At 65.3% G+C, this 21,999-nt stretch carries 21 protein-coding genes and 2 pseudogenes; 15 read left to right on the top strand and 8 right to left on the bottom strand.

The annotated features are described in order from the left end of the window. Positions 1-300: 300 nt before the first annotated feature. Complete coding sequence (locus ACQ86A_RS04415) at positions 301-1,917, top strand: response regulator transcription factor (protein WP_431279402.1); 1,617 nt, start codon at positions 301-303, stop codon at positions 1,915-1,917. A gap of 43 nt (positions 1,918-1,960) precedes the next feature. Here the strand turns inward: ACQ86A_RS04415 and ACQ86A_RS04410 are convergent, their stop codons facing one another. Both ACQ86A_RS04410 and ACQ86A_RS04405 read right to left on the bottom strand, forming a co-directional pair. Continuing rightward, entirely contained in the window at positions 1,961-3,160 is a 1,200-nt protein-coding gene (locus ACQ86A_RS04410) for a sulfatase-like hydrolase/transferase (protein WP_431279401.1), read from the bottom strand. 110 nt (positions 3,161-3,270) lie between these two features. After that, positions 3,271-3,411 (bottom strand): annotated as a pseudogene (locus ACQ86A_RS04405) (sulfatase-like hydrolase/transferase); the annotation flags it as partial. 157 nt (positions 3,412-3,568) lie between these two features. Between ACQ86A_RS04405 and ACQ86A_RS04400 the strand changes: the two are divergent. After that, positions 3,569-4,501, top strand: coding sequence for an HAD family hydrolase (locus ACQ86A_RS04400; RefSeq protein WP_431279400.1), 933 nt, complete (start codon positions 3,569-3,571; stop codon positions 4,499-4,501). 8 nt (positions 4,502-4,509) lie between these two features. Here the strand turns inward: ACQ86A_RS04400 and ACQ86A_RS04395 are convergent, their stop codons facing one another. After that, positions 4,510-5,403 (bottom strand): formylglycine-generating enzyme family protein, encoded by an 894-nt coding sequence (locus ACQ86A_RS04395; protein WP_431280363.1) that lies wholly within the window; start codon positions 5,401-5,403, stop codon positions 4,510-4,512. A 148-nt stretch (positions 5,404-5,551) separates the two neighbouring features. Here ACQ86A_RS04395 and ACQ86A_RS04390 point away from each other — a divergent pair, with 148 nt between their 5' ends. Then, positions 5,552-6,109 carry a uridine kinase family protein gene (locus tag ACQ86A_RS04390; RefSeq protein WP_431279399.1) on the top strand — a complete coding sequence of 186 codons (558 nt, stop codon included), beginning with the start codon at positions 5,552-5,554 and terminating at the stop codon, positions 6,107-6,109. Here ACQ86A_RS04390 and ACQ86A_RS04385 read toward each other — a convergent pair whose 3' ends face one another. Then, positions 6,110-7,015 carry a helix-turn-helix transcriptional regulator gene (locus tag ACQ86A_RS04385; RefSeq protein ID WP_431279398.1) on the bottom strand — a complete coding sequence of 302 codons (906 nt, stop codon included), beginning with the start codon at positions 7,013-7,015 and terminating at the stop codon, positions 6,110-6,112. It abuts the gene before it with no gap. A gap of 99 nt (positions 7,016-7,114) precedes the next feature. Here ACQ86A_RS04385 and ACQ86A_RS04380 point away from each other — a divergent pair. The 4 genes and pseudogenes from ACQ86A_RS04380 to ACQ86A_RS04365 form a co-directional block, all read left to right on the top strand. Beyond that, positions 7,115-8,037, top strand: a pseudogene (locus ACQ86A_RS04380) (Bcr/CflA family efflux MFS transporter); the annotation flags it as partial. Between the two features lie 351 nt (positions 8,038-8,388). Continuing rightward, a complete protein-coding gene (locus tag ACQ86A_RS04375) occupies positions 8,389-9,408 on the top strand; it encodes a zinc-dependent alcohol dehydrogenase family protein (RefSeq protein ID WP_431280362.1) in 1,020 nt (339 codons plus the stop codon). Between the two features lie 348 nt (positions 9,409-9,756). Beyond that, positions 9,757-10,275: a hypothetical protein gene (locus ACQ86A_RS04370; protein ID WP_431279397.1), complete on the top strand. Its 519-nt coding sequence runs from the start codon at positions 9,757-9,759 to the stop codon at positions 10,273-10,275. Between the two features lie 124 nt (positions 10,276-10,399). After that, a complete protein-coding gene (locus ACQ86A_RS04365; protein WP_431279396.1) occupies positions 10,400-11,065 on the top strand; it encodes an alpha/beta fold hydrolase in 666 nt (221 codons plus the stop codon). Here ACQ86A_RS04365 and ACQ86A_RS04360 read toward each other — a convergent pair. Then, positions 11,062-11,745: a response regulator transcription factor gene (locus tag ACQ86A_RS04360; protein ID WP_431279395.1), complete on the bottom strand. Its 684-nt coding sequence runs from the start codon at positions 11,743-11,745 to the stop codon at positions 11,062-11,064. The two genes, ACQ86A_RS04365 and ACQ86A_RS04360, sit on opposite strands and share 4 nt — an antisense overlap. Before the next feature lie 91 nt (positions 11,746-11,836). Between ACQ86A_RS04360 and ACQ86A_RS04355 the strand changes: the two genes are divergently transcribed. After that, the gene (locus tag ACQ86A_RS04355) at positions 11,837-12,001 is read left to right on the top strand and encodes a hypothetical protein (protein ID WP_431279394.1); all 165 of its coding nucleotides are present in this window, start codon (positions 11,837-11,839) and stop codon (positions 11,999-12,001) included. Here ACQ86A_RS04355 and ACQ86A_RS04350 read toward each other — a convergent pair whose 3' ends face one another. Both ACQ86A_RS04350 and ACQ86A_RS04345 read right to left on the bottom strand, forming a co-directional pair. Then, the gene (locus tag ACQ86A_RS04350; RefSeq protein ID WP_431279393.1) at positions 12,002-12,520 is read right to left on the bottom strand and encodes a GyrI-like domain-containing protein; all 519 of its coding nucleotides are present in this window, start codon (positions 12,518-12,520) and stop codon (positions 12,002-12,004) included. Positions 12,521-12,592: 72 nt separating this feature from the next. Continuing rightward, positions 12,593-13,690 (bottom strand): YihY/virulence factor BrkB family protein, encoded by a 1,098-nt coding sequence (locus ACQ86A_RS04345; protein WP_431279392.1) that lies wholly within the window; start codon positions 13,688-13,690, stop codon positions 12,593-12,595. Between the two features lie 259 nt (positions 13,691-13,949). Between ACQ86A_RS04345 and ACQ86A_RS04340 the strand changes: the two genes are divergently transcribed. From ACQ86A_RS04340 to ACQ86A_RS04325, 4 genes are all read left to right on the top strand, one after another. Beyond that, positions 13,950-14,255, top strand: a complete 306-nt coding sequence (locus ACQ86A_RS04340; protein WP_431279391.1) for an ATP-dependent DNA ligase — start codon at positions 13,950-13,952, stop codon at positions 14,253-14,255. Positions 14,256-14,400: 145 nt separating this feature from the next. Then, entirely contained in the window at positions 14,401-15,387 is a 987-nt protein-coding gene (locus ACQ86A_RS04335) for a carbohydrate ABC transporter permease (RefSeq protein WP_431279390.1), read from the top strand. Further along, positions 15,387-16,337 carry a carbohydrate ABC transporter permease gene (locus ACQ86A_RS04330; RefSeq protein WP_431279389.1) on the top strand — a complete coding sequence of 317 codons (951 nt, stop codon included), beginning with the start codon at positions 15,387-15,389 and terminating at the stop codon, positions 16,335-16,337. Before ACQ86A_RS04335 ends, ACQ86A_RS04330 begins: the two co-directional genes overlap by 1 nt. A gap of 54 nt (positions 16,338-16,391) precedes the next feature. Further along, on the top strand, positions 16,392-17,597 hold the full coding sequence (locus ACQ86A_RS04325; RefSeq protein ID WP_431280361.1) for an MFS transporter: 1,206 nt from the start codon (positions 16,392-16,394) through the stop codon (positions 17,595-17,597). 13 nt (positions 17,598-17,610) lie between these two features. Here the strand turns inward: ACQ86A_RS04325 and ACQ86A_RS04320 are convergent, their stop codons facing one another. Continuing rightward, a complete protein-coding gene (locus tag ACQ86A_RS04320) occupies positions 17,611-18,981 on the bottom strand; it encodes an ABC transporter substrate-binding protein (RefSeq protein ID WP_431279388.1) in 1,371 nt (456 codons plus the stop codon). Between the two features lie 179 nt (positions 18,982-19,160). Here ACQ86A_RS04320 and ACQ86A_RS04315 point away from each other — a divergent pair, with 179 nt between their 5' ends. The 3 genes from ACQ86A_RS04315 (at position 19,161) to ACQ86A_RS04305 (ending at position 21,998) form a co-directional block, all read left to right on the top strand. Continuing rightward, positions 19,161-19,880, top strand: a complete 720-nt coding sequence (locus ACQ86A_RS04315; RefSeq protein WP_431279387.1) for a histidine phosphatase family protein — start codon at positions 19,161-19,163, stop codon at positions 19,878-19,880. Beyond that, positions 19,867-20,742 (top strand): NAD(P)H-hydrate dehydratase, encoded by an 876-nt coding sequence (locus tag ACQ86A_RS04310; RefSeq protein WP_431279386.1) that lies wholly within the window; start codon positions 19,867-19,869, stop codon positions 20,740-20,742. The genes ACQ86A_RS04315 and ACQ86A_RS04310 overlap by 14 nt, the downstream gene beginning before the upstream one ends. Positions 20,743-20,855: 113 nt before the next feature. Further along, positions 20,856-21,998: a glutathione-independent formaldehyde dehydrogenase gene (locus ACQ86A_RS04305; protein ID WP_431279385.1), complete on the top strand. Its 1,143-nt coding sequence runs from the start codon at positions 20,856-20,858 to the stop codon at positions 21,996-21,998. Position 21,999: the final 1 nt, after the last annotated feature.

The raw sequence follows: 21,999 nt of genomic DNA, 5'->3' as shown, positions 1-21,999 counted from the left end.
TCTCTGGTGATGGGGCGAGTAGTCAGACTTCTCCCCTGCCAGCGAAAAGCTATCGGCGCGACGGTGTCCGTTCGCCGGTTTTCACCCCGCGTTCACCCCGGGCTTGTCGACCCCATTTCGGGGGACAGCTTTATTCGGGGCGGATGAAGCCGGATGAGGCCGGGATGGGCCGGAGGCGAGCGCTGGAGGCTGTGGAGTTGATCGCGGACCGGCGGTCGGCGTGCGCATATCGAACCCCGAACCTGCACAGTGTGTGCAAGTCCGCTGACGATTCCCCGATAATGGCAAGTGGAGGCCCCAGTGAACGATGGCACGGATCCGGCGGTAACGACCGGCAGTTCGACCGGAAGCGGCGCGCATCATTTCGCGGCCTTGGAGAGCGCAGTCGACAGGGGAGACTGGGTCGCCGCGTGCGTCGCGGTGCGCGCGGGCTGGTTCGTACTTGCCGCCGAGGGCAGCGAGCGCACCAGTCAGCTGCTCGAGCGTGTTCCGGCGAACATCCTGCGCACCCAGCCGGTGCTCGCGATGGAACTCGGCATCGTCTACAACAACCTCCGCTTTCATCGGATTCGCGCCCTGCGGTATTTCGTGATGGCGATCCGTGCCGCCCGCTCCAGCCGTAACTCTGATTTGAACCCGGTGGATCGGCTGTACATCCGGACCGCTGAGGCCGGAGCGCTCCGACTGCTCGGACGCACCGACAGCTCCGTCGCCGCGGCGCGTGCAGCGCTTCGGATACTCGAGGATCTCAGCGAGGATGATCGAGCGACGGTCACGGACCTTCCCCGGGTGTATTCGGTGATCGGCACAGCCCTGTACTACAGCGGTCTGCTCGCGGAAGCGTTGGATGCGGCCGAGCGTGGGCTGGCTGAGGCACCGACGACGCCACCGTCGAACGGGATGGGCGCCCTCTCGCTGCTCGCCGGCATCAACGCGATCCGCGGCGACCTCCCGCAGGCCCGTGAACACATCGACTACGCGCGCACCGGACCGTGGACCGATCAGCAGCGGGACGGGTATTCCGGCACCTTCTACCGCGTCGCCGAGGCGATTTTGGCGCTCGAGCGGTTCGATGCCGACACGGCACGCACACAACTCGCACGACTCCTCCTGGACACGCCCACCGGTCGTAATGGCAACGAGCGGTGGGCGACCATCGCCCAGATGGAGGCGCTGACCGAACTGGTGAATGGAACGCCCGGGGCAGGACTCGCGGGGCTCGACGCGTTCGCCGCGCTCCGCGGCCCGCACGGGCGCACCAACCCCACACGCACTGAGCTCGCGCGGTTCCGCGCAATCCTCCAACTCGCCCTGGGCAATCCGGCCGCTGCAGCCGCGATCATCAAACGCGACCTTCCTGTCGGGGTCACCGCGAGCGTCGAGGCTGCCCGCGTCGCGCTCGCTCTCGGGCAGACGGGAACCGCCCTCAACGAGCTCCGGTCGCTCGCCGACAAATACCCGACCACCCGCCAGGCGGCGGAATCCGCGGCGATCGAGACGGCCGTTCTGCTGCGAATCTCACCGACGCCGCGCCGGGAGCGCTTGGTGCAACGTCTCGGCGCTCTTCTCGATCAGTCGGAGCAGCGACTGGCCATCGCTCTTCTCCCGCCTCGTGACCTCGCCCGTGTCGTCGAAGCGCTCGACTCCGCCGGCTTCGGCCACGTGACGGCCGACCTCCCTGTGCGGCCGCTGCTTCAGGATGTGGAACCAGACCTCCTGCTCAGCGGTCGCGAACTCGCCGTGCTGGAGCAACTCATGGAAACCGGTTCCATCTCGGAGATCGCTGCCGCCCTCGTCGTCTCCACCAATACGGTCAAGACGCAGCTCCGCAGCACCTATCGAAAGCTCGGCGTCTCGGGTCGGGAGGATGCGATCGCGGTCGCCCTGGAACGCCACCTCCTGGTCGAACGCGAGTAGCTTGAGGCCGAGCCTTGTGGCACGTGGCCCCGGCGAATGCCCTCTAATTCGACGACGACAGACCGTGCACCATCCTGCTGACCTGCTGTTGCACCTGTGCGTCGTCCACTTCGAACATCGCATAACTGATTCCGGCTGTCTGCAGAGGTCGGTTCGGATACTGCTTGTATGTGGGCAAGATGCTCAGCAGTCGAGCCGCCATCTGGGGAGCCTGCCAGGTCTTCTCGGCGAAACTCGTCATGAAGATGTCGTAGCGCTCCTGAGGGTCCTGCCACAGGTCGAACAGCTCCGGAACGATGGCGGTGTACGAGGACGGCCCACGCCAGTGGTCGCGAACGTTCCAGATCGCCTTCCATTTGCCGATCCGCACCGCGCCGGGGATCATCTCCGTCTCGGTCATGTAGAGCCAGTGATCGCGTGCCGAAGGAGCCTCGCCCTTCAACAGGGCGGTCTGGTCGAAGCTGTCGAAGATCGTCGGCTCTCCGTCGCGATCCTCGGTGGGCAGCTCGACGCCGGCGATGCTGGCGAAGGTGGCCATGAAGTCGAGGGATCCGACGATGTCGGAGTTGCGACGTCCCGCTTCGATGGTCCCCGGCCACCAGGCGATCGCGGGTACGCGACTGCCACCCTCGTAGTCGGTGCCCTTCGTCCCTCGGTACGGCGTATATCCGCAGTCGGGATAGACGTCCTGCCAGGCGCCGTTGTCGGTCGTCCAGACGATGAGTGTGTTCTCGGCGATGCCGAGCTCGCGAACCTTGTCGATGACCTGTCCCACCCGATGGTCGAGCTCGACGAGAGAGTCGAGGTACTTGGACTTGCCGAGGGATGCGCCCTCGAAGTCGGGATGCGGCAGGTTCGGCTGGTGCAGCTTGGCAGTGTTCAAGTAAAGGAAGAACGGGTTGTCACCGTTCGCATGGGAATCGAGGTAGTCGAGGGCGATGTTCGTCGACTTCTCGTCGATGAACGGGATGTTCGATGGATCGATCTTCTCGACCTCGTGCGGCTCCTCGCCCACTTTCCCCTCGAGCGCCCCGATCACGTTGCCCCACATCTTCATGGTTGCTTCGTCGTCGAACGGGAAGTCGGGGTTGTAGACCTTTGACGTGTACGTGTAAGCGTTCAGGTGATAGAGCGACGTGTTGTACATCTCGTCGAAGCCCTGCGCCGTGGGCATCGAGTAGTCCGACTCCCCCAGGTGCCACTTGCCGATGTGGCACGTGTCGTAATCCGCCTTCTTGAGCACGCTGGCGAGTGTCCATTCGCCAGCGGGGAGACCCCGCCGTCGCCGGGGAACGCCACGGTCGTCATGCCGCTGCGGATCGGCAGCCGCCCCGTCAGCGCCGCTGCGCGGCCCGGCGTGCAGCTCGGCTGCCCATAGAAGGACATGAACTGAAGGCCCTCGGCAGCTAGTCGATCAAGGTTCGGAGTCGGCGCTCCGCGGTTCTCCCCGCCGCCGTAGCAGCCCAGGTCACCCCATCCGACATCATCGGACATGAAGAGAATGATGTTCGGTTTCTCGGCCATAACCAACTCCCTCGTATCGAGCAGCGATGCGGTCAACGTAGCAACCGAAAAGCTATGCGGATAGACCCATCTGGTGTTGACTCTGACCGAAAGCCCGTCGCCGTCGCCGCCACTGAGGAGACTCCCGATGCCCGATGACCTGCTGCCTTCGTGGCGCGATACCGACACCCGCTCGGCGATCGAGTCCTTCGTCGCGTCCGTCACGACGGGTGCGCATCCCGTGCCGGTCGAGGAGCGCGTCGCCGTTTTCGACAACGACGGCACGCTCTGGATCGAGAAGCCGATGCCCACGCAGTTGCTCTACGTCGTGGAGCAGTGGCGTGCGCGTCTGCGCGCCGATCCGTCACTCGCGCAAGAACAGCCGTACACCGCAGTTGCCAGCGGTGACATGTCCTGGATCGCCGCATCCGTCGACAAGCACTACGCGGGAGACGACAGTGATCTCCGGACACTCATCGGTGCGCTCGTCGGGGTGACCGAGAATACCAGCGTCGACGGCTACGCGGCCTCTGCGGCGGAGTTCTATCGCAAAGGGCATCACCCATTACTCGATCGACCGTTCGCCCAGACCGTCTACCGGCCGATGGTCGAACTCCTGCGCTACTTGGAGGCGAACGGATTCACCTGCTACATCGTCTCCGCTGCAGAACGCGACTTCATGCGACCCATCGCGGAGGACTACTACGGCGTCCCGCCCGAACGCGTCGTGGGGTCGGCATACGGGTTGACCTACGACGAGGCATCCGGTGAGGTGCGGTACGGCGGGTCACTGGACTTCTTCGACGACGGGCCGGAGAAGCCTGCCCGCATCTGGAGCCGCATCGGACGACGACCCCTGTTCGCAGCCGGTAACGCCAACGGCGATATGCCCATGCTCGACTTCACCCGCAACCACGGTGCCGGATTCGCGCTGCTCGTGCACCATGACGACGACACCGGCCGAGGGGACGTCCCGTACGACAAGGGTGCCGAGCGAGCGCTGGCAGAGGCGGATGCGCGGGGCTACACGGCTGTCAGTGTGAAAGACGACTGGTCAGAGGTGTTCCCGAGCGCATCCTGAAGCTCAGTTCACGCATCCCGAACGCAGCGGAACCCGATATGCGACATGCCCGTGTCTTCGGCCTGAGGTGAGCGCGCGGCCGGTCGGAAACGCAGGCAGTAGTCCGGCGAGCACAGGTGCGATCCACCCTTGAGCACACGGCGCGGTATGGCGGGAAACTCGGGCTGGGCGCTCGCTGTCGCGAGCAGATTCGATCGTTTGCCGGCATCCACCGGCTTGTCCGACAGGCGCAGGTGGCGCGGCGTGTAGTAGTCGCTCGTCCACTCCCAGACGTTGCCGGTCATGTCGAAGAGATCGAATCCGTTGGCGGGGTACGAACCCACAGGAGCGGTGCCGCCGACGCCCTGGTTGTCGTAGGGGAAGCGGCCAAGCCAGGAGTTCGCCTGCGCGACCCCGCCCGGGTAGACCTCGTCGCCCCAGGCGAATCTCGCACCCTCGATACCTCCGCGAGCCGCATACTCGTGTTCGGCCTCGGTCGGCAACCGCAGACCGGCCCACTCCGTATAAGCGGTCGCGTCCTCATAGGCGACATGCACGACCGGATGCTCCAAGCGGTCGTCGATCGACGAGCCTGGTCCGAACGGCTTGCGCCAGAACGCTCCCGGCGTCCACCTCCACCAGTTGCGCCAGTTGCGCAGATCAACGGGGCCCGAGGTCGGCGCGAAGACCATGGCCCCGGGAACGAGATCGGCGGGGTCCGCACCGGGGAACTCGGCCGGATCGAGGTCCCGCTCGGCAACAGTGACGTAACCGGTGTCGTCCACGAACTCTGCGAAGAGCGCGTTGGTGACTTCGTAGCGATCGATCCAGAAGGCGCTCACCGCACGCTCGTGAACCGGTCGCTCATCGGGATAGAAGTCGTCCGATCCCATCGTGAACGAACCACCGTTGAGGAAGACCATGTCTCGTGATTCCGGCTGCACGCCCCCACCCTAACCGCATGACGCAATCTGCGGACTGCCCGACATCGTCGACCGCACTCATCCCTGGGTTCGGGATGCGGGCTCTTTCACGGGGTAGGTTCTATCTCGGACGGGGAGGAGGCCCACCATGCGCCCTGATCTTCCTTCCGCAATCGCTGAAATCGAGAAGCGCCTTTCCGTCTCGACAGCTCGCACCCGGCTGGTTGCGGTCGATGGCCCATCCGGCTCGGGCAAGAGCACCTTCGCCTCCCTGCTCGCCGCGCGCCTGAAAGCTCCGCTGGTTCCTATCGACGACTTCGTGACCTGGGAGCATTTCGGGGCGTGGTGGCCTCGGTTCGAAGAGCAGGTGCTCGGGCCGCTTCTCGAAGGGCGCGATGCGGTGTATCAGGCTCGCGACTGGGAGGGAGACGAGTTCGGGGATGCGTTGGGCGAATGGCGTACCGTGCCGTGGAATCCTGTCATCGTGCTCGAGGGAGTGACGTGTAGCCGACGAGCGATCGCGGATGAGCTCGCGTGCAGCGTGTGGATTGAAGCGTCACCCGGCCAACGTCTTGCGCGAGGGATCGAGCGCGATGGTGAGTCCCACCGTGCCCTGTGGGAGCGGTGGATGGTCGAGGAAGAGGCCTTCTTCGCTGCTGACCGAACCCGCGAACGTGCCACTTTGCACATAGACGGATCCGCCTAGTTAAGAGGGCGTTGACCGCGTTGGGCTCACTTCACTGCTTCCGGGGGCGGCGGTCTGCTCCGCGGCCCAGGAGCCCAGCAGCCGCAGTCGCTTTGCCGACTCCGATCCGGGCTCCGCTGAGTAGATCAGCATTACGTTGCCCGCTTCCGCGGTGACGGCGAACTCCTCATACGACAGCACGAGCTCGCCGACGATCGGATGCACGAACCGTTTCGTTCCGGCCCCGTGCGTGCGGACGTTGTGCGCCGCCCAGAGTCGACGGAAAGTGTCGCTGCGCGTCGAGAGCTCGCCGACGAGATCCTGGATCGCCTTGTCGTGCGGGTCCCGCCCGGCCTCCGCGCGGATGATGTTGACGCACATCTCCGCCATACGGTCCCAGTCCGGATAGAAGTCGCGGGAGACAGGATCGAGGAACTGGAATCGGGCCAGGTTCGGCGTGCGACCCCCGTCGCCGATCACCGGCGAGTAGAAGGCGCGTCCGAGCTCGTTCGTAGCGAGCATGTTCTGCCGCGGATCGCGCACGAACGCGACGGCGTCGATGATCGAGTCGAGCGCCCACTGCAGGCTCGGGCGCGGAACAGCGACCTTGGTGCTACGACGCCGCGAGCGGCCGCCAGCGGGGACGCCGTCGGCTGCGCGCGCGAGATCGAGCAGGTGCGCGCGTTCGGTCTCATCCAGTTGCAGCGCGTTCGCGAGGGAGTGCAGCACGGATGCGGATGCGCCGGCGATCGCACCACGCTCCAGTTTCGCGTAGTACTCGACACTGACCCCGGCCAGATCGGCCACCTCGCTGCGCCGCAGACCGGCGACTCGACGATTGCCGACCGTGCTGATGCCAGCCGCCTCCGGCGTCACGTGTGCGCGGCGACTCATGAGGAAGTCCCGGATCTCGGCCCGATTGTCCATAGAGGAAGGGTAGGCCGACGCCGTGGCCGGAGGGAGGCCCTGACGGTACACCTCTCGTCAGGGACTCCTCTCGCGTGACGGGCCGATCAGGCTGTTGGTATGTCCGATGCGAGCACCCACACGAACATCCCGAGGCCCAGTCGCCTGTTGCCGACCCTCTTGCTGCTGCTGACCGTCTTCGGGCCGATCTCGATGGACCTCTATTTGCCTGCGCTGCCCGCACTCACCGGGGAACTCGGCGCGGCGACCTCCGTCGCACAGCTGACAGTGACGGCGTGCCTGATCGGACTCGCCGCCGGTCAACTCATCGCCGGTCCGCTGTCCGATCGGTTCGGCCGTCGCGGGGTGCTGTTGATCGGGATCGCCGCGTACATCGTCGTCTCCGCACTCTGCGCGGCAGCCCCGACCGTGGGGATCCTGATCGTCGCCCGGCTCGTGCAAGGACTCGCGGGCGGTGTCGGCATCGTGGTCGCGCAGGCAGCGGGCCGCGACATCTACTCGGGACGCCAGTTGATCCGGTTCTACGGGCGGTTGACGGTCGTCGGCGGGCTGGCCGCCGTCGTCGGCCCCTCCTCGGCGGGCTGCTCAACACCGTGTTCGACTGGCGAGGGCTGTTCCTCTTCCTCTCCCTGATCGGCGCCGCCATCCTGATCGCGACGTTGTCGGTGTTCCGAGAGACGTTGGCCCCACAGGATCGGATAACGGGCGGATGGTCGCACAGCCTCCACGACTTCCGCACCTTGATCGCCGATCGCATCTTCCTCGGCGCTGTCCTCAACCAGGGGTTCCTCTACGCGGCACTGTTCGCCTACCTGTCCGGAGCGACTTTCGTCCTCCAGGACATCTACGGCCTCTCTCCCCAGGCGTACGCGCTCGCCTTCGGCCTCAACTCCGCGGGCTTCATGGTGTTCGGCTACCTGGCGGGGCGCAGCGCCGAAAGGTGGAGCATCCGCGGGACGCTCATCGTCGGCGTCGGCGTCGCGGGGGCCGGCGCGGCGGGACTTCTCGTCTCCGGTCTGGCCGCGATGCCCCTGTGGGTGGTGATCGTCGCCCTCTTCGCATTGGCGAGCGGAGTGGCGATCTCCTCTCCCCGGCCACGACGCTGGCGCTCGCTGAGTATCCCCGCATCGCTGGAACCGCGTCATCCCTGCTCGGCATGGTCCGCTTCGGGTTCGGCGGCATCGCCGCGCCCTTGGTCGGCGTCGCCGGCGCGACGAGCATCTTCCCCTCGGCATCGTCACTGTGGTCGCCGTGCTTCTCGCAGCGTGCGCGCTGATCGTGTTGCGCCGCCGCTCGTCCCCTGCCACCCATCACACCGACCGAACCGAGACCGCCATCCGCTCGACCGTCAACAACTGAAGGAGAACCACCTCATGCGTGGAGTCATCATGTACGCCCCCGGCGACGTCCGCGTCGAAGAGCGCGAGAACCCGACCATCATCGAGCCCACCGACGCGATCATCCGCCTCGCCGCCTCATGCATCTGCGGCTCCGACCTGTGGCCGTATCGCGGCCTCGAGCCCGTTGACCACAACCCGATGGGCCACGAGTACGTCGGCACCGTCACCGAGATCGGCTCCGCCGTGAAGAACATCAAGGTCGGCGATTTCGTTGTGGGATCGTTCTTCGCATCCGACAACACCTGCGAGATCTGCCAGGCGGGATACCAGTCCCGCTGCATCCACGCAGTGCCTCTGGGCGCCATCGGCACGCAGGCGGAATACGCCCGAATCCCACTGGCCGACGGCACTCTGGTGGCGACCCCCGGTCAGCCGGATGTCGACCTCATCCCGTCCCTCCTCGCCGCATCCGACGTGCTCGGAACAGGATGGTTCGCCGCGGTGGCCGCCGAGGCCGCACCCGGAAAGACCGTCGCAGTGGTCGGCGACGGAGCGGTCGGACTTCTCGGCATCCTGGCCGCCAAGCAGCTCGGCGCCGAGCGGATCATCGCCATGTCGCGTCACGCCGACCGGCAGGCGCTTGCCCGGGAATTCGGTGCCACGGACATCGTCGAAGAGCGCGGGGATGCCGGAGTCGCGAAGATCCGAGAGCTCACCGACGGACTCGGTGCGCACTCCGTGATCGAGGCGGTCGGCACGCAGGAGTCGATGATGCAGGCCATCCGCGCGACCCGCGCCGGCGGGCACGTCGGCTACGTCGGCGTCTCTCACGACGTCGAACTCGCTGGCGACGAGCTGTTCTTCTCCGCTGTGCACCTGCACGGTGGACCGGCGCCCGTACGGCGCTTTCTGCCCGACCTCATCCAGCGGATCTGGGACCGCGAGATCGACCCCGGTACGGTGTTCGACCTCGCTCTTCCCCTCCAGGATGCGGCCGAAGGCTACCGTGCGATGGACGAGCGCCGCGCCACCAAGGTCCTGCTCACCGTCTGAATCACGGGAAAGGAATCGAAAGAAGTCGCCGGCGACTGACTCGCTTCGCGCGGTTACCATTCATTCCCGGACAGTCAACCCGCTCTCCTTTGAGAAGTCGCCGCCTACGGTAGTGCCCAGGTCGGCCGACACGGAATGCTCCGGCCGCCAGCGCGCATAACGCTCAGAGCGTGCGCGTACCGACCGAGGGAGAATGCGATGACCAACGCCGATCAACAGCCCAACCCCCAGCGGCAACCCGGGGAACCAGTGTACGAACGTGATGAGACGCGCGCGGCCGTCCCGATCGATAGCGAAGCGACACTCCGCCATGACGTCGTCGAACGCGAAAAGGAACGCTTCGGTGGCATGAAGTTCGGGTCGGCGTTCTTCGGTTGGCTCACCGCCACCGGCACAGCCGTGCTCCTGACCGCGCTGGTCGCTGCAGCGGGTGCCGCGGCGGGCCTGGCCACAAACACGTCGGCATCCGATGCGACGGACGCCGCCACCAAGGACCCGAACACCATCGGCATCATCGGCATCATCGCGGTGGTGGTCGTGCTCTTCGTCGCCTATTTCTGTGGCGGCTACGTCGCCGGCCGGATGTCCCGCTTCGATGGTCTCAAGCAGGGGCTTGCCGTCTGGTTGTGGGCGGTCATCATCGCTGTCGTCGTCGCCATCTTGTCAGCGATCGCCGGAGCTCAATTCAACGTGCTCGGCAACCTCAACAGCTTCCCGCGCATCCCTCTCAACGAGGGCGACCTCACCGTCGCCGGAATCATCACGGCGATCGCTGTCGCCATCATCAGTCTTGCGGGAGCTCTGCTCGGCGGGGTCGCAGGAATGCGGTACCACCGCAAGGTCGACAGAGTCGGCCTCGGCCGATGATTCGACAGCTGAAGGTCACAGCTTGAGACCGCGCGCGCGTGCCGACGTAGGCGGCTTGAACTTCCGGGTCCACCGGGCCGGCGCGAGCGGAGGCCCGGTCTTCGTGCTCCTTCACGGTATCGGGATGTCGCACCGCTATTTCTCGAAATTGTGTCGCGTTCTGAGTGTTCGGGGGCACGTCGTGGCGTTCGACCTTCCTGGATTCGGGGGAACGGCGAAGCCAGGAACGCGGCTTTCGGTCGAAAGATACGCGCACGTGATTGGACGGGCGCTGGATGCGCTGGGAATCGGGGACTGCGTCGTTGTCGGTCAGTCGATGGGCGCGCAGTTCGCGGTTGAGCTCGCGAGAATGAGGCCAGACATTGTTTCGCGCGTGGTCGTGATCGGACCGGTTGTGGAGCGCGCGCGGCGCACAGTCGTCCAGCAGAGCGCCGCGCTCGCGCGCGACACTCTGGCGGAACCACCGTCCGTGAATGCGATCGTGTTCACGGACTACCTTCGGTGCGGGCCGCGGTGGTATCTGAAGGAGCTCCGTCCGATGCTCGGCTACGCGATCGAGGAGCGCGTCGACGACCTGGCCCAACCGTTCCTGGTGCTCCGCGGCGACAAGGATCCGATCTCGAGCGAAGGATGGTGTCGCGAGCTCGCCGATCGTGCACCGCTGTCGTCATTCGCAGCAGTACCCGGTCACCATCTTGTTCAGCAGACCGCGCCCGATCGCGTTGCACACGTCATAGAAATGTTCCTGTCGGCCGCTCTTCCAGCGGCCCCGGCTGCGCTCCCACGCTAAGGCTTTCCACCTGTAAGCCAGCGTTCGATCCGCCGATGATCGGGGGTGAAACCGTGGTCGACGCCCCAGAGTACGGCCTGCGTCCGGCTTTCGGCGCCGATCTTGCGGTAGATGTTCCGAATGTATGACTTCACCGTGTTGGGGCTGAGGTAGGTGAGCTCCGCCACGGCTGCGTTGCTCTTGCCCTGCGTGATCAACGCCAGGATCTCGGACTCCCGGTCGGTTATCCCTTCACGCTTTCCCGGCCAATCGAGCCCCTCCGCGCTTCGCACATGCGTTGGCGATTCGCTCACCACGATCTCCCCCGCATGTACCGCTTCCAGCGCAGCGACGAGTTCACCTGCTGACAGCTTTTTCGAGAGGTATCCGTGGACGCCTTGCCTTCGGGCGCTGTCAATGAGCTCCGGATGGAAGTTCCAGGTGTAAACCGCTACGTGACGAGCACGCGGATTCTTAACGAGCTCGCCAATCTGTTCGTGACGGGACTCGGGTTGGGCGAACGCGTCGTACAGGACGATATCGATCGACTCGTCGAGCGGCGCGTTCGCGTCGATTTCAGCTACGACGACCTTGTCGTGGTAGTCGTCGAACATGTGCGCCAACCCGATCAGCACCACGTCGTAGTCGTCCACGAGCGCAATCGTGAACGGCTTGCGCGGTGCGGCGACCGTCGTCGGCATGCGAGCACATTACACCCCCAAGGGTGTGGTGCCTCAGCTCCGCAAAGAGTTGCCTTGGACGATCAATAAGGAATCAGAAAGGTTTGCCCTCATGAATATTCTCCTCATCATCATCGCTGTGATAGCCGTCATCCTCTTGTTTACGGGAGGCTTCGTTTCCTCCCTGAATTTCTTGCTCTGGGTGGGCATCGTGCTCCTCGTCATCGCAGCCATCGTCTTCCTCGTCCGGATGTTCACAGGCAGCAGGCGCGTCTGACTAAGGGGCGCCGTCGCGGAGGAGGAAGGCGAGTTGCACGACCCAGCGCGTCTTTCTGCGCTCTGTGCGTGGATCCGTCACGTAGATCTCGCAGCGAGCAGCGAACACATCACCCTCCGAAGACCCATGTGAGTCGAATGAAAGACCTTGCTCGCTCACCCACCTGATCAGCATTCGATTCGCGGGCAATGAGGTGTTCTGGTAGTCGAGCAGCGCGTAGCGACCAGCGGGAATCACTCCTGCTCTGACTCGCTGATCGGCCGTGGTCGAAGCAGCGCTGACGACCCCCACCTCGATATCCATCGAACCCGCCATATCAACGACATGCAGCCGCAGGAAGAACGGCCCCGTGGGTTCGACGTCGTGCGCCGTCAACCACTCGATGAGCTCGCCCAGCAACCGGTCTCGGTTCGAGAGCATCGTGCGGAACGGCACGGTCTCCCGGATGCCGAGGGTGGGCGTCTCAGCACGCGTCTCCACGCGCGGTCCCTCGACAACCTCGACGTCCCGTTCCCTCACCCACCCAGTCTGACAGCAACAAAGGTTGGCCGGCTAGGCAGTCCCCGAACCCGATCGACGGCTCCGGTCGATTCACTTCTCCTTCCTCCGCGTGCGGCTGCCGCTCCCTTCTGGTGTATCGCCGTCGTCGTGCTGCTCCCGGAGTACGCGCGCCGCAGCGACATCCTTCTCCTCCTTGTCGGCAGCCTTTTTGCTCTGTCTGGTGTCGCGCGGCGGCAGTTGGATCTGCTCTTCGGCCTCGATTCCGGCCTGAAGCTGACGACCTCGTTCCGTCTCCGCGTCGAACTCGGCGCCGAACAGCAGCGCGAGGTTGGCGATCCAGAGCCACAGGAGGAAGACGATGACACCCGCAAGCGAACCGTAGGTCTTGTCGTAGTTCGAGAAGTTGGCCACATACAGACCGAACAGCAAGGTGGCGATCGCCAGGATGAGCAGCGCGAGGAGAGCGCCCATGCTCATCCACTTGAACTTCGGCTGCTTGGCGTTCGGCGTGGCGTAGTACAGGATCGCGAGGATCAATACCACCACGAAAAGCAGCACGGGCCATTTGACGATCGACCAGACGATCTGGGGCACCTCGCCGATGCCGAGCGTCGATCCGATCGCCGACGTCACAGGTCCGGAGACCACGAGAATCAGGGCGACGATCAAGACGAGCACGATCGCGATCACGGTGACGAGAAGCTGCTGCGGCTTGAGCTTCCAGAACGGTCGCCCCTCATCGATCTCATAGATGCGGTTCATCGCGCGGGAGAACGCACCGACGTATCCCGAGGCCGACCAGATGGCGACCACGATTCCGGCGACCAACGCGAAGCCCGCGGCAGGCGAGCTCGCAAAGCTCTCGATCGGGCCACGGATGAGGTTGGCCGTCGAACCCGGCGCCACGTCACGCACAATGCTGAGCAAAGCATCGGCACCCTTCTTCCCCTGGCCGAAGACGCCGAGGAGTGAGACGAGTGCGATCAGTGCGGGAAACAGGCTCAGCACGGCGTAGTACGTCAGCGCTGCGGCGATGTCGGTGCACTGATCGGTGATGAACTCGCGGAACGATTTGCGGATGACCAGCTTCCAGGACTGCTTCTGCAGCTTTGTCGGCCGGCTGGGCTTGCGCGGGTCTTCCGGTGATGGCGCGTCGGCCAGCTCTTCGCTGGCGCCGATAGTAGACATTTGGGGACCTCCTTCACACCCCTTTGAGGTGGTTGGCGCCACACAACGCCTGGACGCGCGGACCGGCAGGCGATTGACAGCCGCTGAAAATCGGAGGAAAAGGGAAGGCCGAACGTGGGTTCGAACGCTTGGAACAGGTGCAGACTTGAGATGCCACACCGCGTAGCAGCGGAACGCGAGCCTGTCGCCGCCGCCGGACCCCGGACGATGACGAGCAGCGTTCGTGTGCGCCTCCAGACGGGTCGGGAAGTGATCGATCATGGGCACCATGGTGTACGGATCGGGTTATGAAAAAGGGTTCGACGACCGAACTCTCGCGCACTTGCAGATCGTCATCGGGTTGAAACTCCGGCGCCACGAAGGCTTCTTCTTCAGCTGGCAGAGCGCGGACGGCCACTACACGTCGATCTGGATCGATCCTTCCATCCCGATCCGTTTCTGGTATCAGGATGCTCAGCACGCGAACATGAACTCGGAATGGCTCGAACGACTCACCCTCGCCTCGAACAGCTCCCGCGGTCTCTACCTCTTAGAAGAGGAGGAGGCACTCGCGGCCGCACGATGAAGCATTGCTGACGGAGGCTGTGCCGCGCACCCCTACGCCGTCGAAACGGTTCTGTACATTCCGTTGATGTACTCATCGCACGGACGTAGATTCTGGTCGCCCGCTCGAACTGCACCTGTGAGCGGCGACGGAAGGGACCGTCAGAATGACTGCCCACGACACTCGTACAGCCGTTCACACGCGATCGCGCGCGAACACCCGCGCGATCAATTCGGGGTCCGGGCGCCGACGACCGCCGAAGTACAACAGGCGTGAAGCCATCGCCGGCTACCTCTTCATCAGCCCTTGGATCATCGGCTTCCTGGTCTTCACGCTCGGCGCGATGGCGTACAGCCTGGTCATCTCGTTCAGCGACTACAACCTGGCGACGAACTCGGCGTCACCGGCCGGCGTCGACAACTACGTCGAGCTGTTCAACGATCCGCGCGTCGCCCTCTCGCTGGGCAACACGCTGTTCTACGCGGTGATGGCGGTACCGCTCGAGATCATCTTCGCGCTGTTCCTGGCACTATTGCTGAACCGGGTCGGCCGTGGCGCTGGCGTCTTCCGCACCGTCTACTACCTGCCGAAGATGACGCCGGCGGTGGCCACCGCATCCGTCTTCCTGTTGTTGCTGAACGGCAACACCGGGGCGATCAATAAGGCGCTGGCGGCGGTCGGCATCCAGGGACCGCAGTGGCTCATCGACCCGAATTGGGTGAAGCCGTCCATCGTCCTGATGACCCTGTGGGGTGTGAGCGGCACGATGGTGATCTTCCTGGCGGCACTCAAGAACGTGCCACGCGACCTCTACGAGGTGGCGTCCATCGACGGCGCCGGCCCGATCAGGCAGTTCTTCACGATCACCATCCCGATGATCTCGGCATCGATCTTCTTCAACGTCATCGTTCTCACCATCGCGGCGCTGCAGGTCTTCGACCAGGCGTACCTGCTCTTCTGGCGCGACCAGACCAACTCCTCCCCCGAATCGTCGCTGTTCTACGGCGTCTACCTGTTCCAGCAGGCGTTCCGGCAGTTCAACTTCGGCTTCGCGGCGGCCATGGCGTGGTTGCTCTTCGTCATCATCCTGATCATCACACTCGTGCAGGTGAAGTTCAGCAATCGGTTCGTCTACTACGAGGGAGACAAGTGATGACGTCGGCAACCCAGTCCGCCCCTGCTGCCGCCGCGCTCGCGAACGACGTCGAGACGCCGCCGCTCCGTCCGATCGCGAGGGCGCCGCGCGACCGGTGGTACAAGCCGCGGTCCGTTCTCCGCAAAACAGCCCTGTGGATCATCTCCGTCGCGTTCGGCCTGCTCTTCCTGTACCCGTTCGCGTGGCTCCTCGCCGCGAGTCTCAAACCGCGCGACGAAGTATTTGACAACGCTCTCTGGCCGCAGACCTTCAGCCCCCAGAACTACGCAGAAGTGTGGGAGAAGCTCCCACTGCTCTCCTGGATCGGCAACAGTATCGTCATCGCGCTTCTGGCGGCCGGCCTGGTGTCGATCTCGAGCTCGATCGTCGCCTTCGGCTTCGCCTACTTCCGGTTCCCGGGCCGCACCTTTCTGTTCGGCCTCGTGCTCGCGACGATGATGCTCCCCGGCGCTGTGACGATGGTGCCGCAGTACCTCATCTGGAAGAACCTGGGTCTCGTGGGCACCTGGGTGCCTCTGTTCGGGATGAATCTGTTCGGCTCCGCGTTCTACATCTTCTTGCAGAGACAATTCTTCCTCGGGCTCCCCCGGGAGCTGTTCGAGGCGGCCAGGCTCGACGGCGCGAGCTACTGGGGACTGTTCAGGCGGATCGCGATGCCACTCAGCATCCCGTCGTTCGTCATCATCTTCCTCTTCGAGTTCCAGGCGAGTTGGAACAACCTGCAAGCCGCCCTGATCTACCTGAATGCCGGTGGTGTCGAAGGATTCACGGTTCCTCTCGGGATCTCTTACGCCATGACGACGTTCAGCCCCACGAATGGCGGACACGGCGACTACCAGTACGTGATGGTCGCCGCCCTGATCGTCACCATCCCGATGCTGCTGCTGTTCGCCTTCGGCCAGCGCTACTTCATCGAGGGCGTAGCGAGCCAGGGCCGCAAGGGCTGACCGGCCGCTCGTGGCCGATGCGTCTCCTCCCTCTTCGCGTCCAGCGACTTCCGCCTGCTCCTCACCGGCCAGGCGACGAGCCAGCTCGGCGCGCAGGTCAGCGGCGTGGCCGTTCCGTTGCTCGCGGTCGTCTCCCTGGGTGCGACTCCGTTCCAGGTCGGGATGCTCGGGGCAGCATCAACGATCGCGTTCGCGACCATCGGGCTGCCAGCCGGCGCCTGGATCGATCGGATGCGGCGACGCCCCATCCTCGTCGCGAGCGATCTGACCCGAGCCATCCTCTTGGCCACGATCCCGGCCGCCGCCGTGCTCGGCCTTCTGACGATGGCGCAGCTCGTGGTCGTGTCGCTGCTCACCGGGTTCGCCCGGGTGTTCTTCGACGTCGGCTATCGCAGCTACCTTCCCAGCGTGATCGGGAGGGACCGTGTTCTCGCCGGCAACTCGTCGCTCGAGTTCGTGCGCGCATCCGGGCAGGTGGCGGGGCCCGCGATCGGCGGAGTCCTCGTCTCGCTGATCGGCGCGGCCACGGTCGTGCTCGTTCAGGCCGCGACTTTCGTCGTCTCGGCGCTCTGTCTCGTCGGCATCCGGGCCGTCGAACCGCGGCCGGAGACCCCGACCAACCGGCGCCGCATTCCGGCCGAGATCGCCGAAGGTTTCGGGTTCGTGCTCCGCTCCCCTGCGTTGCGCGCCACGGCCACCGCGAGCGCGCTCAGCAACTTCTCGTTCGCGATGGCTTCTGCCGTCAACATCGTGTTCCTGTCCAGGACGCTCGAACTCACCCCGACGCTCATCGGCATCGTCATCGCGGTCGGGTCGGTGACCGTGATGGTCGGAGCAGCGTTCACGACCAGGCTGGCGCGAGCGGTCGGGTCGGTGAGGATCGTGTGGCTCTCGCTCGCCGTGACGGCGCCGATCTCCCTCGCGAGCGCGTTCGCGCAGCCGGGATGGTGGACGCTGCTCGTCGTCGTCGGGATCGCCGCGGGAGAGTTCGGGCAGATCGTCTACGCGATCACGCAATTGAGCATCCGTCAGCAACTGTGCCCCGACCGCATCCTCGGGCGCGTCAACGCGACCTTTCAGGTGGTCGTGATGGGACTCTTCCCCGTCGGCGCGATCGTCGGCGGCGCGCTCGGCGACCTCATCGGCGCTCGGTGGACCATCGTCGCGGCCGGCGTCCCTCTGCTCATCTGCCCGTTCGTGCTCTGGTCGGCGCTCCGTGGCGTACGCGACGTCCATGAGCTGCAGGAGACAGGCAGTTAGACGGGGCTACCGCCTACTTCGCGTTCTTCGTCGACTGGTCGTACGCCCGCATCGCCGACGCCTGCGCGTCCTTCAACGCCTGCGTCGCCGACTTGTTGCCGAGGAGCACCGAGGACACCGCGTTCTGAAGCTCCGTCTGGATCTGCTGGCCGGCCGGAGAAGCGCCGAACGACTTGCCGCTTCCGACCACGTCGTAGAACGTGGAGATCGCCTTATCGAACCCGGCGTTTCCGCTCGGCTTGATGTATTTCTCCCGAAGAGTCGTGTCGGCCTTCGGCGAGCCCGTGAAGATGCCGGTGTTGATGGCGCCCGGCGTTTTCGCGAGGGTCTGCGCCCGGGCAGCGCCCGCAGCCTCCCATGCGGGGAGCCCGGTCAGATCGAGCGCCCAGGCGCACGCGGCATCCTTGTTCTTGGCTCCGGCCGGGATGACGAACGAGGTTCCGGATGCGACCGTGAACGGCTTCCCGTCAGCGCCCTTGAACGGGACAGCGCCGATGTCGACCAGATCGACGAACGGGGTCAGCACGTTGACGTACCACTGCGCATCCACCTCGGCGCCGACCTGGTCCTTCACGTACTGGTTGTTCTTGCCGAAGAAGTCGAACGAGTCGCTGAAGCTCTTCATCTTGGCGTAGCCGCCCTGTGCATCCGTGATCTTCTTGAGGACGTCGAGACCCTTGACGTTCTTAGCGTCGTCGAGGGTCGGCTTCCCGTCCGAGCCGATGATCTGGCCGCCGTAAGCGAGAAGCCAGAGTCCGGCGTTGCCCGTGGCCTGCGGGTCGAGCCCGAGCACACTGGGGGTGCCGCCTGATGCCTTGTACATCTTCGTGATCGCTGCGACGAGAGTGTCCGGCTTCGAGGTGTCGATCTCCGCATCCGTGACACCTGCCGCCTTCATGACCCGCTCGTTGGTGATGATCGCGGGTGGCTGGTAGAACTGCGGGACGGCGTACACGTTGCTCTTGTAGGTGACGTCGTCGAGCACGGACTGGTAGTACGACGATGACGGATCGACGCCGTGCGCGGAGTAGCACTTGTCGAGTGGCAGAATCAGCCCCTGCGCCGCATACGTCGCCACGAATTGACGGTCCATCTGCACGACGTCGGGGACATTGCCGCCTGCGACCCTGGTGGTGAACTTCTGAGCGTCGAAAGGGGTCTGATCGATCTTGATCGTGAGGCCCGAAAGCTGCTTCTTCGCGTAGGCGAGACGCGACGTCCCGACGTCGTCGGCGTTGTCGAACCCCCACGCGTTCAGGGTGCCCTTCGCGTCCTTGGTGAAGGAAGCGTCGGACGACGCGTTCCCGGTGGACCCGCATCCGGACAGCAGCGCCACCATGGCGGTCAAGGCCACTGCGGACAAGCCGACTTGTCTCTTGCTCATCGTTGTACCCTCCGACTCCGCCGGTGCCACAGCGGACCGGCTTCGCTCCACAAAGTAGAACCGTCTCGGAACGTCTCAAGGGATTGACTTCCTGCGCAGTCAGGACGGTCTTGCAGGCGGATCTTTGCGATCGCGGGAGGACGGTGGCGGGGCGTCGCGCCCGGTGTACTGTGCGCGCCATGAGTGCGGGAAGGATTCTGCTCATCCGCCACGGTGAGAGCACAGCGAACGTCGCGGCTGCGGCTGCAGAAGCTGCCGGAGGGGAGGTGATCCCCGTCGAAGCTCGCGACGCCGACGTGCAGCTCTCGCCCCTCGGCGAACAGCAGGCGCGGTCACTCGGCCCTCTCCTTCGGGAAGAACTCGCCGGGCGATTGCGCGACGCGCTGATCTGCACCTCGCCATACCGGAGGGCGCAGGAGACGGCAACGCTCGCACTCGGAGGCGCTGCCACCTATGGCGTTGACGAACGGCTCCGGGACAGGGAGCTGGGCATCATCGACGCATTGACCGCGCGGGGTGTGGAGGCACGATTGCCGGCTGAAGCCGCGCGGCGGCGATGGCTCGGAAAGTTCTACTATCGGCCGCCGGGCGGCGAAGCCTGGACGGATGTCGCGCTGCGCGTCCGTTCCTTCCTGGATGGGCAGACAACTGGCGACCGCCCTCTTGTGCTGTTCACCCACGACGCTGTGGTCAGCCTGTTCCTGTACGTCCTGTGCCAGTGGGACGAGAAGCAGTTGAACGAATTCCTCCTCACGCGGGTCGTCGGCAACGCCTCGGTGACCACCCTTGTCGCTGAGGGGGCGGGGTGGCGGCTCGAGAGCTTCGCCGACGACGCGCACCTCATCGACGCCGGTCTGCCTCCCACCAAGCATCCGGGAACCGCTCGTGTCGCCGAATGAGTCCCGGGCCGAACAGGCGGAGGCGTTCCTGGTGGCGCGGCCCCTTCCCGCGCCCGGACCGTCGAAACGGGACCGCGGCGAGATCGTCGTCATCGGCGGTGCCGCCCGTTCTCCGGGCGCCGCGCTGATCGCCGGCCGGGCCGCCCTCCGAGTCGGCGCTGGACGACTCACCATCGCGCTCGCGGCGTCCGTCGCAGCGGCCGCGGCCGTCTCGATGCCGGAGTCCGGTGTCGTCCCGCTCGCCGAGACCTCCGCAGGAAGCATCCGCGGACGAGGGATCGCCGCCGTTGCACGAGATCTCGGAACGGCCGACGCCGTCCTCGTCGGTCCGGGCCTGGACGACATCGAGGAGACGCGCCGCCTGGTGCGGCGCCTGCATTCGGCGCTCGCACCTCGCGCCACGCTTGTTCTGGACGCATACGTTCTCGGCGCCATCGCGGGGCGACCGAGACGGGTCGCAGGTCAGGCCGCCATCCTGACCCCCAACAGCGATGAGGCAGCTGTTCTGCTCGGCGGGCGGTTCACCGATGCCGCCGTAGACACGGTGAAGATCGCTCGGCGGTATCGGGCGGTCGTGTCGTGCAACGGCTGGGTCGCCGACCAGCACGGTCGTCTGGTCCTGGTCGGTGACGGCGGCCCGGGGCTCGGCACATCGGGCAGCGGGGATGCCCTGGCCGGGGCGATCGCCGGCCTCGCGGCGCGGGGGTGCGATCCACTACAGGCCGCGGTCTGGGGAACGTACCTGCACGTGGCGGCCGGACGGACGCTCGCCCGCGAGTACGCACCGCTCGGGTTCCTCGCGAGCGAGATCGTGGACCGCTTCGCCGTGGAGATGAACGCCGCAGACCGAACCTCCAGCTGAGCCGCCAGCGTTCAGGTGGGCTCCGGCTACCCTCGAACCTCGCTGCCGACAATCCCGTTTCCGAATCGATCGGTCCGAGTACCGTCCGACCCGACAACAGGAAGGGTGAAGTCATGAAGGCTGTCGTATTCAAGGGTCCGAGGGATGTCGTCGTGGAGGAGGTCGAGGACGCGAAGATCGAGCATCCACTCGACGCGGTCATCCGGATCACAACAGCGAACATCTGCGGTTCAGATCTGCACCCGTACGAAGGCCGCGCCGATATGGAGAGCGGAACGGTGTTCGGCCACGAGAACATGGGTGTCGTCGTGGAAGTCGGTGCCGGCGTCGAACGGATCGCCGTCGGGGACAGGGTCTCCGTTCCTTTCAACATCGCGTGCGGCACCTGCCGCAACTGCAACAGGGGCTGGACATCGGCATGTCTGCGGGCGAACCCCTCGGGCAACCCGGGCGCAGGATACGGCTACCCGAAGATGGGACCGTACCGGGGCGGCCAGGCCGAACTGCTGCGAGTGCCGTGGGCCGACTTCAACCTGCTCGAACTCCCCGCCGGAACACAGTGGGAGAACGACTTCACGATGCTCTCCGACATCTTTCCGACCGGATACCACGGCGTCGAGCTCAGCGGCTTCCGCACTGGTGAGACGGTCGCCGTCTTCGGCGCCGGACCGGTCGGCCTGATGGCGGCGCACAGCGCGATGATCCGCGGCGCATCCCAGGTGTTCGTCGTTGATAAGGAGACCGACCGGCTCTCGCTCGCGCAGTCGATGGGTGCGACCGTCGTCGACCTCGCAGACGGTGACGTCGTCGAGGCGATCATGGACGCGACCGACGGATTCGGCGTCGACCGTGGGGTGGAGGCGGTCGGGTACCAGGCGCACGACGCGTCCGGCCACGAGCATCCGGAACTCGTGCTCGACAACCTCGTCGGCGTCGTACGCGCCACCGGCGGCATCGGCGTGGTCGGCGTCTACGTCCCCGAAGACCCCGGCGCCGCGACGGAGGGGGCGAAAGAAGGCCGCATCGGATTCGATTTCGGGTCGGCGTTCGAGAAGGCCATCTCGATCGGCACCGGCCAGTGCCCGGTCAAGCGCTACAACCGCGAGCTTCGCGACCTGATCATCCACGGCAAGGCGACACCGGGCGCGATCGTGTCCCACGAGCTGTCCATCGACGATGCTCCGGATGCGTTCGCCCACTTCGACGCACGCGACGCCGGTTGGACCAAGGTCGTCCTGCATCCTGAAGCGGCGTGAC

It is taken from the genome of Leifsonia poae, from assembly GCF_050632195.1.
GTDB classification, from domain to species: domain Bacteria; phylum Actinomycetota; class Actinomycetes; order Actinomycetales; family Microbacteriaceae; genus Leifsonia; species Leifsonia poae_C.
Note: the sequence above shows the minus strand (reverse complement) of the source record. Positions and strands in the feature narration are given on the sequence as shown.

Coding starts and splice junctions, on each gene's coding strand:
- ACQ86A_RS04400 (WP_431279400.1), top strand. CDS start 3,569: ATGCCCGATGACCTGCTGCCTTCGTGGCGCGATACCGACACCCGCTCG.
- ACQ86A_RS04395 (WP_431280363.1), bottom strand. CDS start 5,403: ATGGTCTTCCTCAACGGTGGTTCGTTCACGATGGGATCGGACGACTTC.
- ACQ86A_RS04390 (WP_431279399.1), top strand. CDS start 5,552: ATGCGCCCTGATCTTCCTTCCGCAATCGCTGAAATCGAGAAGCGCCTT.
- ACQ86A_RS04385 (WP_431279398.1), bottom strand. CDS start 7,015: ATGGACAATCGGGCCGAGATCCGGGACTTCCTCATGAGTCGCCGCGCA.
- ACQ86A_RS04375 (WP_431280362.1), top strand. CDS start 8,389: ATGCGTGGAGTCATCATGTACGCCCCCGGCGACGTCCGCGTCGAAGAG.
- ACQ86A_RS04370 (WP_431279397.1), top strand. CDS start 9,757: ATGAAGTTCGGGTCGGCGTTCTTCGGTTGGCTCACCGCCACCGGCACA.
- ACQ86A_RS04365 (WP_431279396.1), top strand. CDS start 10,400: ATGTCGCACCGCTATTTCTCGAAATTGTGTCGCGTTCTGAGTGTTCGG.
- ACQ86A_RS04360 (WP_431279395.1), bottom strand. CDS start 11,745: ATGCCGACGACGGTCGCCGCACCGCGCAAGCCGTTCACGATTGCGCTC.
- ACQ86A_RS04355 (WP_431279394.1), top strand. CDS start 11,837: ATGAATATTCTCCTCATCATCATCGCTGTGATAGCCGTCATCCTCTTG.
- ACQ86A_RS04345 (WP_431279392.1), bottom strand. CDS start 13,690: ATGTCTACTATCGGCGCCAGCGAAGAGCTGGCCGACGCGCCATCACCG.
- ACQ86A_RS04340 (WP_431279391.1), top strand. CDS start 13,950: ATGGGCACCATGGTGTACGGATCGGGTTATGAAAAAGGGTTCGACGAC.
- ACQ86A_RS04335 (WP_431279390.1), top strand. CDS start 14,401: ATGACTGCCCACGACACTCGTACAGCCGTTCACACGCGATCGCGCGCG.
- ACQ86A_RS04330 (WP_431279389.1), top strand. CDS start 15,387: ATGACGTCGGCAACCCAGTCCGCCCCTGCTGCCGCCGCGCTCGCGAAC.
- ACQ86A_RS04320 (WP_431279388.1), bottom strand. CDS start 18,981: ATGAGCAAGAGACAAGTCGGCTTGTCCGCAGTGGCCTTGACCGCCATG.
- ACQ86A_RS04315 (WP_431279387.1), top strand. CDS start 19,161: ATGAGTGCGGGAAGGATTCTGCTCATCCGCCACGGTGAGAGCACAGCG.
- ACQ86A_RS04305 (WP_431279385.1), top strand. CDS start 20,856: ATGAAGGCTGTCGTATTCAAGGGTCCGAGGGATGTCGTCGTGGAGGAG.